This is a genomic window from Kibdelosporangium aridum (assembly GCF_900176515.1).
In the GTDB taxonomy this organism is placed as follows: domain Bacteria; phylum Actinomycetota; class Actinomycetes; order Mycobacteriales; family Pseudonocardiaceae; genus Kibdelosporangium; species Kibdelosporangium aridum.
The window spans coordinates 1-14,170 of sequence record NZ_FWXV01000012.1 but is presented as its reverse complement, the minus strand read 5'-3'; the positions used below and the strand labels follow the sequence as shown (position 1 = coordinate 14,170).

15 protein-coding genes, 1 pseudogene and 1 riboswitch are annotated in these 14,170 nt (G+C 65.9%); of the genes and pseudogenes, 10 read left to right on the top strand and 6 right to left on the bottom strand.

The features are described from left to right. The first annotated feature begins 8 nt into the window (after window positions 1-8). Window positions 9-566 (top strand): hypothetical protein, encoded by a 558-nt coding sequence (locus tag B9C43_RS45095; RefSeq protein WP_143447061.1) that lies wholly within the window; start codon window positions 9-11, stop codon window positions 564-566. Here the strand turns inward: B9C43_RS45095 and B9C43_RS45090 are convergent. Both B9C43_RS45090 and B9C43_RS45085 read right to left on the bottom strand, forming a co-directional pair. Further along, the gene (locus B9C43_RS45090) at window positions 559-1,779 is read right to left on the bottom strand and encodes a multicopper oxidase family protein (protein ID WP_160097166.1); all 1,221 of its coding nucleotides are present in this window, start codon (window positions 1,777-1,779) and stop codon (window positions 559-561) included. The two genes, B9C43_RS45095 and B9C43_RS45090, sit on opposite strands and share 8 nt — an antisense overlap. Next, entirely contained in the window at window positions 1,772-2,494 is a 723-nt protein-coding gene (locus tag B9C43_RS45085) for a cupredoxin domain-containing protein (RefSeq protein WP_084433514.1), read from the bottom strand. Before B9C43_RS45085 ends, B9C43_RS45090 begins: the two co-directional genes overlap by 8 nt. A 142-nt stretch (window positions 2,495-2,636) precedes the next feature. On the opposite strand from B9C43_RS45085, the gene B9C43_RS45080 reads away from it, so the two are divergent. Genes B9C43_RS45080 through B9C43_RS45070 form a run of 3 tightly spaced genes read left to right on the top strand, consistent with a single transcriptional unit; the run spans window position 2,637 to window position 4,605 of the window. Continuing rightward, the gene (locus B9C43_RS45080; RefSeq protein WP_084433513.1) at window positions 2,637-3,782 is read left to right on the top strand and encodes an MFS transporter; all 1,146 of its coding nucleotides are present in this window, start codon (window positions 2,637-2,639) and stop codon (window positions 3,780-3,782) included. Next, a complete protein-coding gene (locus tag B9C43_RS45075; RefSeq protein WP_033388063.1) occupies window positions 3,779-4,195 on the top strand; it encodes a Dabb family protein in 417 nt (138 codons plus the stop codon). Before B9C43_RS45080 ends, B9C43_RS45075 begins: the two co-directional genes overlap by 4 nt. Before the next feature lie 2 nt (window positions 4,196-4,197). Further along, window positions 4,198-4,605 (top strand): ester cyclase, encoded by a 408-nt coding sequence (locus tag B9C43_RS45070; protein WP_160097164.1) that lies wholly within the window; start codon window positions 4,198-4,200, stop codon window positions 4,603-4,605. Here the strand turns inward: B9C43_RS45070 and B9C43_RS45065 are convergent. Both B9C43_RS45065 and B9C43_RS45060 read right to left on the bottom strand, forming a co-directional pair. Then, the gene (locus B9C43_RS45065) at window positions 4,598-7,195 is read right to left on the bottom strand and encodes an ATP-binding protein (protein ID WP_084433511.1); all 2,598 of its coding nucleotides are present in this window, start codon (window positions 7,193-7,195) and stop codon (window positions 4,598-4,600) included. The two genes, B9C43_RS45070 and B9C43_RS45065, sit on opposite strands and share 8 nt — an antisense overlap. A gap of 23 nt (window positions 7,196-7,218) precedes the next feature. Next, complete coding sequence (locus tag B9C43_RS45060; protein WP_084433510.1) at window positions 7,219-7,560, bottom strand: nuclear transport factor 2 family protein; 342 nt, start codon at window positions 7,558-7,560, stop codon at window positions 7,219-7,221. A 114-nt stretch (window positions 7,561-7,674) separates the two neighbouring features. Here B9C43_RS45060 and B9C43_RS45055 point away from each other — a divergent pair, with 114 nt between their 5' ends. The 6 genes from B9C43_RS45055 (at window position 7,675) to B9C43_RS45030 (ending at window position 12,550) form a co-directional block, all read left to right on the top strand. Then, entirely contained in the window at window positions 7,675-8,160 is a 486-nt protein-coding gene (locus B9C43_RS45055) for a nitroreductase/quinone reductase family protein (protein ID WP_143447060.1), read from the top strand. A gap of 99 nt (window positions 8,161-8,259) precedes the next feature. Continuing rightward, window positions 8,260-9,204 (top strand): hypothetical protein, encoded by a 945-nt coding sequence (locus B9C43_RS45050; protein ID WP_143447059.1) that lies wholly within the window; start codon window positions 8,260-8,262, stop codon window positions 9,202-9,204. Beyond that, window positions 9,198-9,557 carry a GntR family transcriptional regulator gene (locus tag B9C43_RS45045; protein WP_033388068.1) on the top strand — a complete coding sequence of 120 codons (360 nt, stop codon included), beginning with the start codon at window positions 9,198-9,200 and terminating at the stop codon, window positions 9,555-9,557. Before B9C43_RS45050 ends, B9C43_RS45045 begins: the two co-directional genes overlap by 7 nt. A 13-nt stretch (window positions 9,558-9,570) precedes the next feature. Then, a riboswitch (cobalamin riboswitch) is annotated at window positions 9,571-9,704 on the top strand. A gap of 31 nt (window positions 9,705-9,735) precedes the next feature. After that, entirely contained in the window at window positions 9,736-10,677 is a 942-nt protein-coding gene (locus tag B9C43_RS45040) for an ABC transporter substrate-binding protein (RefSeq protein WP_084433828.1), read from the top strand. Further along, on the top strand, window positions 10,674-11,705 hold the full coding sequence (locus B9C43_RS45035; protein WP_084433508.1) for a FecCD family ABC transporter permease: 1,032 nt from the start codon (window positions 10,674-10,676) through the stop codon (window positions 11,703-11,705). The genes B9C43_RS45040 and B9C43_RS45035 overlap by 4 nt, the downstream gene beginning before the upstream one ends. Continuing rightward, window positions 11,702-12,550, top strand: a complete 849-nt coding sequence (locus tag B9C43_RS45030; RefSeq protein ID WP_084433507.1) for an ABC transporter ATP-binding protein — start codon at window positions 11,702-11,704, stop codon at window positions 12,548-12,550. The genes B9C43_RS45035 and B9C43_RS45030 overlap by 4 nt, the downstream gene beginning before the upstream one ends. Here the strand turns inward: B9C43_RS45030 and B9C43_RS45025 are convergent. Both B9C43_RS45025 and B9C43_RS45020 read right to left on the bottom strand, forming a co-directional pair. Next, entirely contained in the window at window positions 12,523-13,356 is an 834-nt protein-coding gene (locus B9C43_RS45025; protein WP_407657169.1) for a chitosanase, read from the bottom strand. The two genes, B9C43_RS45030 and B9C43_RS45025, sit on opposite strands and share 28 nt — an antisense overlap. Before the next feature lie 322 nt (window positions 13,357-13,678). Beyond that, window positions 13,679-14,170 (bottom strand): annotated as a pseudogene (locus tag B9C43_RS45020) (hypothetical protein); the annotation flags it as partial.

Genomic DNA, 14,170 nt, shown 5'->3' with positions numbered 1-14,170 from the left:
TTCCCGCCGTGACAACGCAGATACCCGACGAGGTGTTCTTCGAACGAGGCTGGTTCTCGGTGGCCGCGGTCGACGGTACCGGCCTCTTCGATCCGGACGCGCATGATCTTGATCCGATGACGACCAGCTCCGCTTGCTGGCGCGGCTACATCTGCGGGTACGCCGTCAGCGACGGGCATTTGGTGGTGCGGGATCTGATTCTGGGGTCGGAGGATCCGCCGCCCTTGATCGGGAAGATCCATCCGGTGCGGGAAGACGATGACGCGCGATGGCGCTACGAAGGGCTGGACATCCCGGTGGACTTCACCGGGCGGCTGCTGATCGGCGATGGCGACGTCGACGACCGCCCGTATCTGAACATGGGGTTCCAGCCAGCCTGGATGTACAGCGAAGTCCACGAACTGACATTCCAGGCAGGCACGTTGGTCACCGCCGCTGACCGTTCCGCTGAGCTGGCGGCGGTACGGGCGGCGGGCCCGGCCACCGAACCTGCGCAAGGCGAATCGACCAAGGACTGGGTCTCCCGTACGTTCTCCTTGAGCTACGACTACAGCTGGCCTAGGTGACTTCCAGGATCCCCATCATTCCAAGGTCCTCATGGGACGCGATGTGGCAGTGGTAGACCGTGCGGCCCGGCGGGCCGTGGAACGGGATCACGATCCGTACGGTTGAGCCAGGTGGCACGTTGACAGTGTCGCGCCACGCGCGGAAAGGCGCGTCAACCACCTGGAACGAGTAGCTGTGCAGGTGGAACGGGTGGTCCATGGTGTGCTCGTTGACCAGCTCCCAGATCTCCGTGGTGCCTGACTTCACCTCCATATCCACGCGGTTGTGGTCAAACGTACGGCCGTTGATGGTGAACATGCTGTCCCCGTGACCGTTCAGCACAAGACGACGGGTACGTGAACCCGTTGGTGCGTCGATCTTCCGCATCGACCAGGGCAACGGGATCGGGACGAGACCGGCGGGCACGTCGAGACTCGCCAGCAACCGATCCTCGCTCTGCGCACCGCCGGGCCCATAGACCGAGTACGGCAGCGCCCGCAGTTCGAGCCGTCCCGCTGTCGTCGTGTCCACGAGGATCTCGGCGCGTTCGCCTGGGGTGAGCAGGATTTCGGTGAGCGGCACCGGGTTCTCGACCAGCCCGCCGTCGGTGGCGATGAGGTGGAAGGTCTGCTGATCGCCGTCGCGCAGCACACCCAGCAGCAGCGTGTCCGCGGCGGTCGCGTTGATCAGCCTGAGCCGGACACGGCCGGAACGCGGCGTGATCACGGGCCGTGCGACGCCGTTGACCTGTAAATCCTTGGTGATCATCACCAGCCGGTCGTCCGCGTCGATCCGTCCGTCGTCCACGACGATCGGTCCGGCCAGGCCCATCAGCAGCTGGCGTTCGACGTCTCCGTGCGCGTGCGGGTGGTACCAGTAGGTGCCCGCTGTGCCTGGCGGGATGGTGAAGTCGCGGTGGTCGCTCTCGCCCGGCTTGAGGTGCGTGAGCGGGGCGTCGACCGCGGGCGAGAGCGGCAGGCCGTGGATGTGCAGGCTGGTCGGGGCGTCGAGTCCGTTGCGGAAAGCCAACTGGACACGGTCGCCTTCCCGGACTTTCAGCAGTGGCCCCGGAAACTGGCCCGAGTAGCCCGAAGGCGTCGCGACGAGTTCGTACGGCTCCGAAAGCGCTTGCGGCTGTGGGAGTTGCGGCCCGTCCGGCACCGAGCAAGCGGCAACACCGCTTGCCAGCGCGACTCCACCGAACAGGAACGCGCGGCGGGACACCTCAGCCATGGTGGTGCTGTCCGTCCACCATGAGACGGCCGACCATCCCGGACTCGCGGTGATCGCCCATCGAGCAGTGCAGTGCATACGTTCCGGCCGGCACATCGACGACCGCGACCCGCGTACGTCCACTCGGGACACTCAGGTCGATGCCCAGCTGGTCGATCACGAAGTCGTGGTCGTCCCCGCTGGTGTTGACGAACCGGAACGCGACCGGCTGCCCGGCCGGGACCTTCAGCTGCGCGGGTTCGAACCGGTAGTTGACCATGGTCACGGTGGGCACCTTGGCGAGCTGGTCCGCGGTCAGCCTGCCGGTGTCGTCGGTCTGCCCCAGTGCCAGCGCGATGCCGAGTCCGGCGACCGCGCTGACCGCCAGCCCGGAGGCCATACCCACCCGTACGGTGAACGGCCGGAGGAAGGCGATCGCGACACCGGACGCGAGAAGCAGCGCGACGGCGACGGCGAACGGGCCGACCGAACCGGGACGGACCAAGTCGAACGACAGCGCGCCGATCCCGCTGCCGATCACCGCCGCGACCGCGACGAGCACGGCCGTCACGGCGACCCACTTCCGTCGGGTCTGTAGAAGCGCGGCGGCAACTAACGGAACGGCCGCGACGGCCATCATGCCGACGTTGGGCTGGCCGCTCAGTACTCCGTACGTGACGAGCTGCCCCACTGCGAGCACGACCAACGCGCCCTGAGCAATCCGGTTGTTTTCCATGCTCACAGGCTCGGGCCAGCACGCGCGCCCTCGCGTCGGCGAAAACCACCTATGTCGTACGCAGGCACCGAATAGGCAACTTTCGCCGACGCGAGCACGACGGCGCCGCTGCGAGTCTCGATCCCATCACCAGGGAGGAGGCATGATGCCGACACGGATAGCAAGAGCAACGTTGCTGGCAGCAGCGATGTTGACGATCATGGCGGCGGCGATCATCGCGCCGAGCCTGCCCGCGATGACCAAGGTCTTCCCCGGCTCGGACGTCCTCGTCCGGCTCGCGCTGACCGTCACATCGCTCGCGATCGCGATGAGCGCACCCGTGGCGGGAACGGTCGCGGACCGTCTCGGCCGACGACCGCTGCTGGTCGGCAGCCTCGTCCTGTACGCACTCGCGGGCACCGCGGGCTACTTCGTCGACGACCTGTACGTCCTGCTGGCCACCCGCGCACTGCTCGGCGCGGCGGTCGGCGGGATCATGACGGCCGTCAGCGCGATGATCACCGATTGGTTCGAAGGACCGCGGCGAGCCTCTTTCCTCGGCCTGCAACAGGCTTTCGCGAGCCTGGGCGGAGTCATCTTCCTGCCGCTGGCGGGTCTGCTGGCCGCCGTGGACTGGAAGGCGCCGTTCTGGATCTACGCCTTCGCCGCGGTCATCGTTCCCTTCGCGCTTCTCGCCGTACCGGAAAGACCTCGGACCGGCGGTGAGGTCACGGTATCGCCGGAATCGGAACACCAGAAGCGGATCCTGGGGATCTACGCGTTGGCTCTCGTCGCGACGCTTGTCTTCTACATGGCGCCGGCGCAACTTCCGTTCCTGCTGGCCGACTTCGGCGTCGGCCCGGCACTCACCGGTGCTGTGGTCGCTGGCAGCACAGTGACTGGAGTCATTGGCGCGCTTGCCTTCCCGGTGACGCGTAACCGATTGAACCCCACCATGATCACTACCGCGAGCGTCCTGGCGCTCGGTGCGGGATGGGTGCTGATCGGCACGGCAGGCAACGTCGCCCTCATCGTGATCGGGTTGCTCGTCGGGGGTGCCGGTGTCGGGCTTGTCGTCCCGAACCTGAACCTGCGACTGGCGGACCTCGCGCACCCGGCACGGCGCGGGAGAGTCCTCAGTGGACTTGTCGCAGGCATCTTCCTCGGCCAGTTCCTCTCGCCGCTGGCCGTGCACCCACTCGTCCAGACCATCGGCATCGCCGACGCCTTCACCTACAGCGGTGCGGCGCTGGCGGTCGCCGCCGTCGGATCGGCATTCGTCACCACCAAGGAAAGGACAGTTCGATGATCTACCACGGCAACCGTTTCACCCTCAAGCCGGACGCATCGGCGGAACAGATCGAAGTGGCCCTGGAAAGCCTGCGCAACCAGGGCAGGGTCATCCCGTCGGTGAAGTCCTTCGTCGTCGGCCGTGACCACGGCGGCGAATACGAATGGGGCGCGACCTTCGTACTGGAGGACCTCGATGGCTACTGGGAGTACCTCATCCACCCGGCGCACCTGAACACCGACCGCGTCGGTCTGCCTCTGGTCGACAAGTTCATGTCGTTCGACATCACCGACGACCTCGACCCCGACCTGGGCGCGAAGATCGCCGAGCTGCACAAGCGCCGCTACGACACCATGCCTGACATCAACAAGCTCGTGTCCGATCTCGGCGAGTACAGCGGCAGCGCGGCCCCCGGAAAGCACGGAGAATGACGATGTCCTTCGACAGGATAGTCACGGCATGGGCCAAGATCTGGAACGGCGACCTGTCGTTGATCGACAGCGTGATCCATCCCGGCTTCACCTCGCACGCCGCCCCGCTCGCCGGTGGCGGCCCGGCGGCCGACTTGGTGGGCAGGCAGAACCTGCACACGTGGGTCAGCGGCATCCACGCGATGATCTCCGAGCTGCGGTTCGGCATCCATGTCGGCCCGTTCGTGGACGATCCCTTTGTCGTGATCAGGTGGCACGCGGAGGGAACGTACGAAGGCCGGAGGATCGAGTTCTACGGCACCGACATCCTCAAGGTGGACGACGAGGTGATCACGGAGTACTGGGCGAACGCGGACAGCCTGTGGTTCGCCCAGCAGATCGGGATGAAAGAGGTCCCGGCCCTCACCTGAGGTCCGGCAGATCCCTCAGCTGCCGCCGCGAGGTGATCCCCAGTTTGCGGAAGATGTTGCGCAGATGGGCATCGATCGTCCGCGGGCTGAGAAACAGCCGGGCGGCAACCTCTTTGGACGTCGCGCCGGTGGCCACGAGCCGCGCGATGTGCGTCTCCTGCATCGTGAGTTCGTCGAGGGAGTTCGTCGCGCGGCTGCGTGCTTGCGCACCGGTCGCGCGCAATTCATCAAAGGCACGGCGAGCGAACGCCTCCATGCCGATGGTGGACAACAGGTCATGGGCCGTGCGGAGCTGGGTGCGGGCGTCCAGCCTCCGGTTCTGGCGCCGCAGCCATTCTCCGTACAGCAAATGGGCCCTGGCCTGGTATGTGCGGCCCGGGGAATCGGCGAGCAGTTCGATCGCGGCGCGGTAGTCGTCCTCGTCGCCGGTGACCATGCCACGCGAGTACGCCGTGAGGCCCAAACCCCACGGCGTGCCGCTGGCCTGGGTTCGTTCGGTCAGCGATTCCAGCGCCGACGCGGCGAGATCGTTCTCGCCGCATCGGACCGCGGCCTCCACCAGTTCCGGCATGGCGGCTCCGGCCAGGAACAGATCACCGGCCGCTGCTGCTTGCCGTGCCATCGCCAGCGCGGCCGGATAATCGCCGAGGCCGTTGTGCAACACGGCGGCGGACCAGTGGACGTTCGCCACCAACTGGCCGATCCCTTTCGCCTTGGCCACCGTGGTCGCGGTCTCGATCAGCTCGGTCGCTTCCTCGCGCCGGCCACGCAGTGCCGTGACAAACAGCCGGGGGTACGTCATCGAAGGCGTACCGATCGCGTCCGCGAGAGCTTCCTCCTCCGCGATCGCGTCCACCGCCTTGGGAAGGTCTCCGGTCAGCGCGGCCTCCAACGCGCCTTGCGCGAGGCCCAGCCGGAGCACCATCGGCGCACCTGATTGCCTGCCTGTCTTCATCAGCCAGTCGACGATCGCCGTGTGCGCGTCGATGTCCCACAGTTCACCGGCGACCATGGTGGCCAGCGCAGGCCGTCGCGTCCACGCCGCGCTGTCGGCGAGGACATCGCGCAGCGCGGGAACCGCGGCTTTGTGCCCGGATGTGTTCAACAGCACCAAGGCGTCCAGGAAGTCGGTCGCGGGTGGCGCGGAACGGGCCGCGTTCAGAACCATGTCCATGACGCCGCTGCCACGGCCCACGACCATCGCCATTTCCAGCGCGTCCAGGAAACATGTCCGTGACCAGGCTGGATCGATGTCAGCCAGCCGCCGGGCGGCGTGCAACATGAACGTGGGGCCGTTGCTGTCGCCGTGGCGCACGAACGCGACCTGCCCACGCAACAAGTCGGCCTTCGCTTGCGTGCGTTCGTCCAGCGTCTTGAGTTCCACAGTGGTCAGCAGCGCGGCTGCCGCATCGGTCGCACCCGCGTCGAGCTTGGCCTGCGCGGCGGCGAGCGTCCGGTCGACACGCTTGGAGTTGTCCGCGGACAAGGCCGCCGCGCGTTCGAGGAAGGCCGCGGCCGCCGCGACGCCGCCACGCGACCGCGCGCGGGACGCGGAGTCTTCCAGTTCGGTGGCGACGTCCTCGTTGGGCCCGGTGCCGGACTGGGATCGGTGCCAGGCGCGGCGGTCGGGGTCGGTGGTCGCATCGGTTACGTCAGCGAGCGCTCGGTGCACGTTGTGCAACAGGCCTGCGTCAGCGGCTCGGTAGACGGCGGATCTGGCCAGCGGATGGCAGAACCGCACGCGCGTGCCGAACTCGACCAGGCCGGAGGCTTCCGCGGCGCCACCAGCCGCTGCCTCGACGCCCAGCCGACTGGCCGCGGTCCACAGCAGGTTCGGGTCGCCGGTCGGGTCCGCGCTCGCGAGGGTGAGCAAGAGCCGGACCTCGTCGGACAGGCTGTCCAGCCTGGCTTGGAAGCTGCGTTCGATCCGGCTCGTGATCGTGGACGTGTCCGGTGGCGCGAAGCCACCTGCCTTTGGCAGCTCTAGCAACGCCAACGGGTTGCCGCGTGCTTCGGCGACGATGCGGTCACGTACTTGCTCGTCCAAGGTCGCCCGCAGCAATGTGCGTGCGTCGGCGTCTGGCAGTCCGTCGAGAACCAGGCTAGGCAGTTCTTCCAGGCCGTACCGTGCCGCGAACACCATCGCGATCGGCTCTGACGCGATGCGTCGCGCGAGGAACGTGAGCGCTTTCGCTGACGCGTCATCCAGCCAGTGCGCGTCGTCCACGAGACAAAGGACTGGACGGTCCTTGGCTGCTTGACCGAGCAGTCCCAACGTGGCCAGGCCAACCTGGAACAGCTGCGGCGTGCCGGTGGCCAGGCCGAACGCGACCCGCAGCGCGTCCGGCAGATCTGCCTTGATCGGCACGCATAGCTGGTGCAGGGCCGCGAACGGCAGTTCGGACTCGAACTCCGAGCCGGACGCCTCGATCACCATGAAGCCGGACGCCGCCTGCCGGACGTGGTCAAGCAGTGCGCTCTTGCCGATGCCCGGCTCTCCGCGCAGCACAAGCACACCGCCGTTGCCCCGGCGGGCCGCACCGACGAGGTCCGCGAGCCGCTGGACCTCGTCCTGTCTTCCGACCAGCATGGTGCGAACCTACAACGAGCCCCTCAGCCCGGGACCTTGTCCAGGAAGCCGTGGACGTTCTTGATCTTGCCATCGGCCAGGACGATCACGTCGAAGCCGACGATGGCGTCGCCCAGTTCCCAGGTGAACCGGGCGATGTCGTGATGCCCGTCGACCGGCCCGAGACTGAACGTCAGCCCGGCGAACTGCTGCTGGACAGCGCCGACCATCTGGTCGATGGCCTGCGGCCCGGTGGCCGTGCCAAGAGGATCGGTGTACGTCGCGTCCGATGTGTACAGCTCCTCGATGATGTGCTTGCGTTTCACCGGGTCGGTCTCGTTCCAGCTGTCGATGTAGCGCTGCGCGGTGTTCTCGTATTCGGTCATGTTTTAAGCATGTCCAGCGCGCGGCGCCTAGTCGATTACGTCCGAGGTAAGCGCACCAGCTACCGTGTCACGGGCCGTCACTTTGACTGTCCACTGAGGATTGAAGGACGTGGCATGTCCGTACTGCGGCGAGTAATCGCCAACTTCGGCAAAACCAGGACGTTCGCGGCGATCGGGCGCCGCCTCGCGCCCGCCGACCGCTGGATGCTGCGGGCAACCGGCGGGAAGCTCGGTGTCGGTTCGGCAGTCGGCCTGCGCACGCTGTTGCTGACCACGATCGGCCGGACAAGCGGGCAGAAACGCGAAGTCCCGCTGCTGTACGTGGAACGCGAGGGCAGGTACATCGTGATCGGCTCGAACTGGGGCGGCGAACGCCACCCTGCGTGGTCGTCGAACCTGCTCGCCAACCCGGGCGCGGTCATCGCTCTGCGGGGCAAGCGCTTGGCCGTCCGGGGCAGGCTGTTGACCGGCGACGAGCGACAGGAGATGTGGGACGCGGTCGCCTCGTACTGGCCCGCGTACAACAGCTATGCCGACCGCGCCGACCACCGTGAGATCCGGGTATTCGTGCTCGAACCCGTTACCGAGGAGGGCTTCTGATGTCGACCGGGCCGTCTTGAGAACGTCACCGCCTCCGGCCACAGGCTTGACTATTGTGCCCTTTGTTACCGTACTATAGTAACAACTCGGGGAGGTGTCATGACTTGGCGTACTCGTGTATGGGTGCTGGCCTTGCTGCCTGTGGTGCTTGCCGTGGTCACGCCGTGGATCCTGCTGGCCGTTTTCTCCGAACGCCTGCCTGACCGGGCATACGTGGATGGCTGGTCACGGACGGGCCCTGATCACGCACAGGGGGCGCCGACCTGGCCGGAATGGGCGAGCGGGTTCTTGTTCTTCACGGCCGCGGCCTGCGTCGCGGCCGTCGCCCTGGTGTATTGGCGGCGGGTGCCCAGGCTGCAGCGCTGGGTTGTGGCGGTGTCCTGGGCGTTCGCCGGACAGATCGCCGGTGGCGTGATCATCGATGTGGCGCCGGTCGTGGACGTCACCGGGTATCCCACGCAACAGGCGCCCGGCTGGGCGGACCTCGCGAAACTGGCGATCGGGCTGGTCACCGCGGTCATGGGCTGGGTTCTCGTCGGACGCCTGCCTGCCGCGCCGGACGCGAAAGACAACCTGCCTGAAGGTGCTCTGCGCCGGAACCTTGGTCCAACGGAACGTGTCGTGTTCTTCGAGTCCATGCGGTCAGTGAAGGCCGCGTGTCTTGGCTGTGCCCTCGTGGCGGTGGCGATCGTGCTCAACGCGGCGGCATTCGCTGTGATGGGTGTCGCGTTGTTTTTGCTGGCACGGGCGAACGTGCAGATCGACAGCGAAGGCGTCCTGCTCGACCTGCCGTTGATGCGAGTCCGTCAACGGGTGCCGTATCAGCAGATCAAGTACGCGGAAGCCGTGAATCAAAGGTATACAAGGGAATGGTCGCCTTTGCTGGAGGACATCCATCGTTTCGGGTACGTCGGCCAGCGCGGCGACCACATGGTTCTTCATCTGAGCGACGCGCGTGACTTCGTGGTGAGTCTGCGTGCCGCAGCGGCTGCCGTCGCGTTGGTCAACGGAGAGATCGCGCGTCGCCGGGAGTTGGCGTGCTGATCTCGATCGACCCTTCGTTGCCGGTCCAGCTCGCCGATCAGGTGGCCCGCTCGGTGCGCGCCGGGCTCGCCGACGGGTCCATCAAGCCCGGCGACAAATTGCCGCCCGCCCGAGAACTCGCGTCTTCGCTCGGCATCGGACTGCACACGGTTCTGCGCGGCTATCAACAACTGCGTGACGAAGGACTGGTTGAGCTCAGACGCGGCCGTGGCGCGGTGATCACCGACGCCGGTGATTCCCTGCACACCCAGCTCCGGCAGCTCGCCAGGGGGTTCGCCGAATCGGTCCGCAGGCTCGGCGTTGACGAGGACCAGGCGATCGAGTTCGTCCGCAACGCATTGCGCAGTCCGTAGCTCCTCGATGTAGGGTGTGCCCGCCGGTCCGAGATGGACCGGTTCCGTTCAGGTACCAGGAAGCCGGTGTGAGTCCGGCGCGGTCCCGCCACTGTGACCGTGACCTCGTCACGGAAGTCAGGAACTGCCCTGTTCGGACGGCCCCAGCTGGGACGTGGACATCCCGGACGGAGTGGTGATGGTGCGTGCACGGGCTCTTCTGATCGTCATGGCGTTGGCCCTCAGTGGTTGCGCGGAAAGCAAGCCGACGGCAAGCACGGCGGGGGTGACGATCGACAACTGTGGGATGCAGATCACGTTCGACGGCGTGCCGCAGCGCGTGATCGGCTACTACCAGCATCCGACCGAGATCATGGTCGCGTTGGGACTGCAGGACAAGCTCGTCGGCATGGTCTACCCGGACAACGATCCGCTGCCGCGCTACGCCGATGTGTACAAGGCGATTCCGAAGATCTCCGACAAGGACGCGTCGTTCGAGCAACTGCTCGCCAAAACCCCGGATCTGGTCTACGGCGGCTACGACAGTTCCTTCGACGACAAGGAAGGCCGGTCGCGCGAGGCGTTCACCAAGGCCGGGATCAAGACCTACCTCAGCCGCGAGGAATGCATCGACCGGGCGGTCACAATGGACGACGTGTGGGAGGAGATCCGCACGATCGGCCGCGTTTTCCAGGTTCCGGACCGGGCCGACGCGCTGATCGCCGAGCTGCAGGCGAACGTCGCGAAGACAACCGAGCGGCTCAACGGCGTTCAGCCCTTGAAGGTCTTCGTGTACGACAGCGGCGACGCCACAGCGTTCACGTCGGGCGGCACGGGAATCGGCAACGAGGTCATCAAACTGGCCGGTGGTGTGAACGTCTTCGGTGACGTGCGGAAGGACTGGGCCGACGTGTCGTGGGAACAAGTCCTGCAGCGCTCACCCGACGTGATCGTCATCTACGACTACTACGGCACACCAGCCGTGGACAAGAAAATCGAGTTCCTGCTGGGCAAACCGGAACTGGCCGGAGTGCCGGCGATCCGCGACCGCCGATTCGCGCGATTGACGTTGCAGGACACGGTTCTGGGTGTCCGCGCGCCCTTCGCGGTCGAGGGCCTCGCCAAGCAGTTGCACCCATGAAGATCTCCTACCCGGCCGCCATCGCCCTGCTGGTGTTGATCCTGGTGGTCTCGATGATCGCTGGAGTCGGCATCGGGTCGATCGCGATCGCGCCGATGGACGTGGTCACCGCTGTGCTGCACCAGATCGTGCCGGATCTGGTCGCTTCGTCCGGGCCGGCGTACGTCGAAGCGGTGGTCACCAACACCCGCGGTCCGAGGGTGATTCTGGGTGCGGTCGTCGGCGCGGGACTGGCCACTGTGGGCATGGTGCTTCAGGCACTCGTCCGCAATCCCCTTGCCGATCCGTACCTCCTCGGGATTTCCTCCGGTGCCTCGGTCGGCGCTGTGGCCTCGATTCTGACCGGCTTTGCCTTGTTCGGGGCCGCTTCGACCTCGGTGGCGGCTTTCGCCGGGGCGTTCGCGGCTTTGCTCGTCGTGTACTTCGTCGCGCGATCTGGTGGACGCCTCACGACAGTCGGGCTCGTGCTCGCGGGCGTCGCGGTGGCGTACGTGCTGTCCGCGCTGACGAGCTTGATGCTTTTGCTTGCCGACAATGCTCAGCACGCCCGTCAGATTTTGTCGTGGCTGCTTGGTGCTTTGGGCGGTGCGACTTGGTCGCTGTGGGTTCCGCTCGGGGCGCTTGTCGTCGGTCTTGTCATTCTGATGGCCAACGCTCGTGCGCTCAATCTTCTCTACGCGGGGGAGGAGGCGGCGATCGCGATGGGCTTGGACGTCAACAGATTCCGTATCACGATGTTCGTCATCACGTCCTTGCTGACCGGGTTGCTGGTCGCGGTCAGCGGACCGATCGGCTTTGTCGGGCTGATCCTGCCGCATGCGGTGCGCTTGGTCGTCGGCAGCGATCACCGCCGGGCACTTCCCGCAGTGGCTTTGGCTGGCGCTTCTTTCCTTGTGCTGGCCGACATTGCCGCGCGGACAGTCGCGTCCCCGCAGGAGATTCCGGTTGGTGTCTTCACAGCGTTGTGCGGCGGACCGTTCTTCCTATGGCTGGTTCGTCGTCAGACTCGTCGTGGGGTGAAGACATGACGGCGCGCGTCGAGGTTTCCGGGATCGGCGTGGAGCTGGGCGGAAGGCGTGTCGTGGACGATGTGTCCTTTGCCGCGAAGCCCGGCGAAGTGATCGGAATCGTCGGCCCGAACGGGTCGGGAAAGTCCACTTTGCTGCGTGCGATGATCGGCATTCTCACCCCGGCAGCGGGATCGGTCCACATCGACGGCCTCGATGTGGCCAAGACCAAGGCCCGTGACCGTGCACGTGTGCTCGCAGCGGTGTTGCAGGACGCCACAGGCGACTTCGACCTGACCGTGCAGGACGTGGTGATGATGGGCCGCGCCTGCTACAAGAAGGCTTTCGAACGTGACGACGATCGCGACAGGACAGTCGTAGCCGACGCGTTACGGGCCGTCGGTGCAGTGGACCTCAGGGATCGGCGGTTTGCATTTCTGTCCGGTGGGGAACGGCAACGTGTCCTGATCGCGCGTGCGATCGCCCAACAGCCACGAGTGCTGGTGATGGACGAACCGACCAACCACCTCGATCTCCGGCACCAGTTCGATGCGTTGGCGTTACCCAGAAAACTCGGGGTGACGGCCGTGATCGCATTGCACGACCTGAACCTCGCCGCGCACTACTGCGACCAGTTGCTCGTGCTGCACCACGGTCGGCAGGTTCGTTCAGGAACACCAGAGGAAGTTCTCAACTCCGAAACGCTGGCCGAGGTTTACGGCGTCGCCGCTGCCGTGACACCCCACCCAGTCACCGGACGCCCGCACATAACGCTTGATCCCACCCACCAAGCCGAAACGGGCCAACCCCCTCGGAGCTGGCCCGTTCCCGGCAGGGATTACTTGATGGAGAAGGAGTCGCCGTAGACCTTCCAGGACAACGGGGTCTTGAGGTCGAAGTTGCCGTTGCGCAGGAACACCCGCTGCGCGGTGTCGACCCGGCTGGTGTCGGAGTGCGCCTCCTCCTGCTTCATCGCCCACACGCGTGCGTCGAGGAAGGCGTTGAGGTAGGCCGTCTCGTCGCCGCCCTGAGCCGGTGTCTTGGCCTTGGCCATGGCACGCTTGCGGATGTTGCTGAAGCTGGTCTTGTCGCCGCCGTCACCGTGCATCACGATGGCGTCGTAGTAGATGAACTGGCCGAGGGTGCGCAGCCCGTCCTGCTTCGCCCGGTTCACCGACGGGTTGAAGTACACCCGGTCGCGCTCGGCTTCCTGCGTGTCCTGGAAGACCTTGTCCTTGGCCGCGGTCTTCCAGTCCTTGGTGTAGTTCGGGTCCAGGCCTTCGTGCGAGTCCGAACCGTCGACCCGCTCCAGTGCGGGCAGGTACTTGGCCAGGACGTTGCCGGGCTTGCGGCGGGTGTACTCCCGGACGAGCTCCAGCATGTCGTGCGTGCCGGAGCAGAAGCCGATGATGCCCGCGGTGTAGCCGCGGCCGTCACCGATGTCCTCGATGTACTTGAACTGCGCCCGCCAGTCCAGTGAGGAGTTCTCCGCACTGGACACCAGCTTCATCGCGATTTCCTTCTTGGCTGGGTCATCCAGGCCGACCGCCGCGATCACCGCGGACTGCTGTGCGGCGCCCGGCAGGCTCGCCTGAGCGGCCGTCACACCCGCGACCGGCAGGAACAGGCATGCGGTGCAGACAACGGCGAAGGTACGCGTCTTCACAGGGATTCCTCCTTGCAGGGGGAGAAGTGGCACCGAGTCAACAGCCTCCGGGTGTAATTCGTCAAGACTCTTACCGAACCGGTTTTCCTTGGCTGCCAAGCAATGTCCGGAACCTCCGGTGCTGTCCAGTTGTGCGGGAATTCGCCGGACGCATAACGGAAGACGGCGCCTGGGCCGAGGACCCCAGGCGCCGTCGTGCCGACGAAATCAGGGCGTGATGGGCACGTTTGTCAGGCCCTTCTTCGCCGACGACACCGTGTTCGACGCATACACGGTGTCGGGCTTGTCCTTGCACTACGAGACCGTGGTGTGATCTCTTTGCCTTTCATCAGCGGCTCACGTTCTTGAGGAACAGTGACGGTGCGCTGTCGGTTTTGGTGGCGTCGATGCCGTGGCCGTTGGTGTAGTCGCGTTGTTCGTTCTTGGCCCAGTCGGGGATCGGGGTGCCGGCGATGTCCAGGTGCTGGTAGCCGGTGCCGTTCCAGCCGAAGATGTAGATCCGCTGCTTGTCCGGGTAGTAGTCCTGGAACGGGCCGTTGGTCGATAGTTGTTTGGTCATGGTGTTGTTGAAGAACACGTTGCGTGCGCCGGTCGCCCCGGACCACTTGACGGCTTTTTTGCCCGCGCCCCACCAGATCGGGAACCAGTTCGAGTCATCCGGGCCACCACCGCCCTCATCACCGCAGTTGGCCCGGCAGTTACCGGATCGGTGGCCGTAGCTGACGCGCACGGTGTTGAGCTCGAACAGGTTGTTGCGTTCCCACCCGCCGTGCAGGTTCAGATCCGAGTCGAAGTCGTTGCCGATCACCACGTTGCCCGA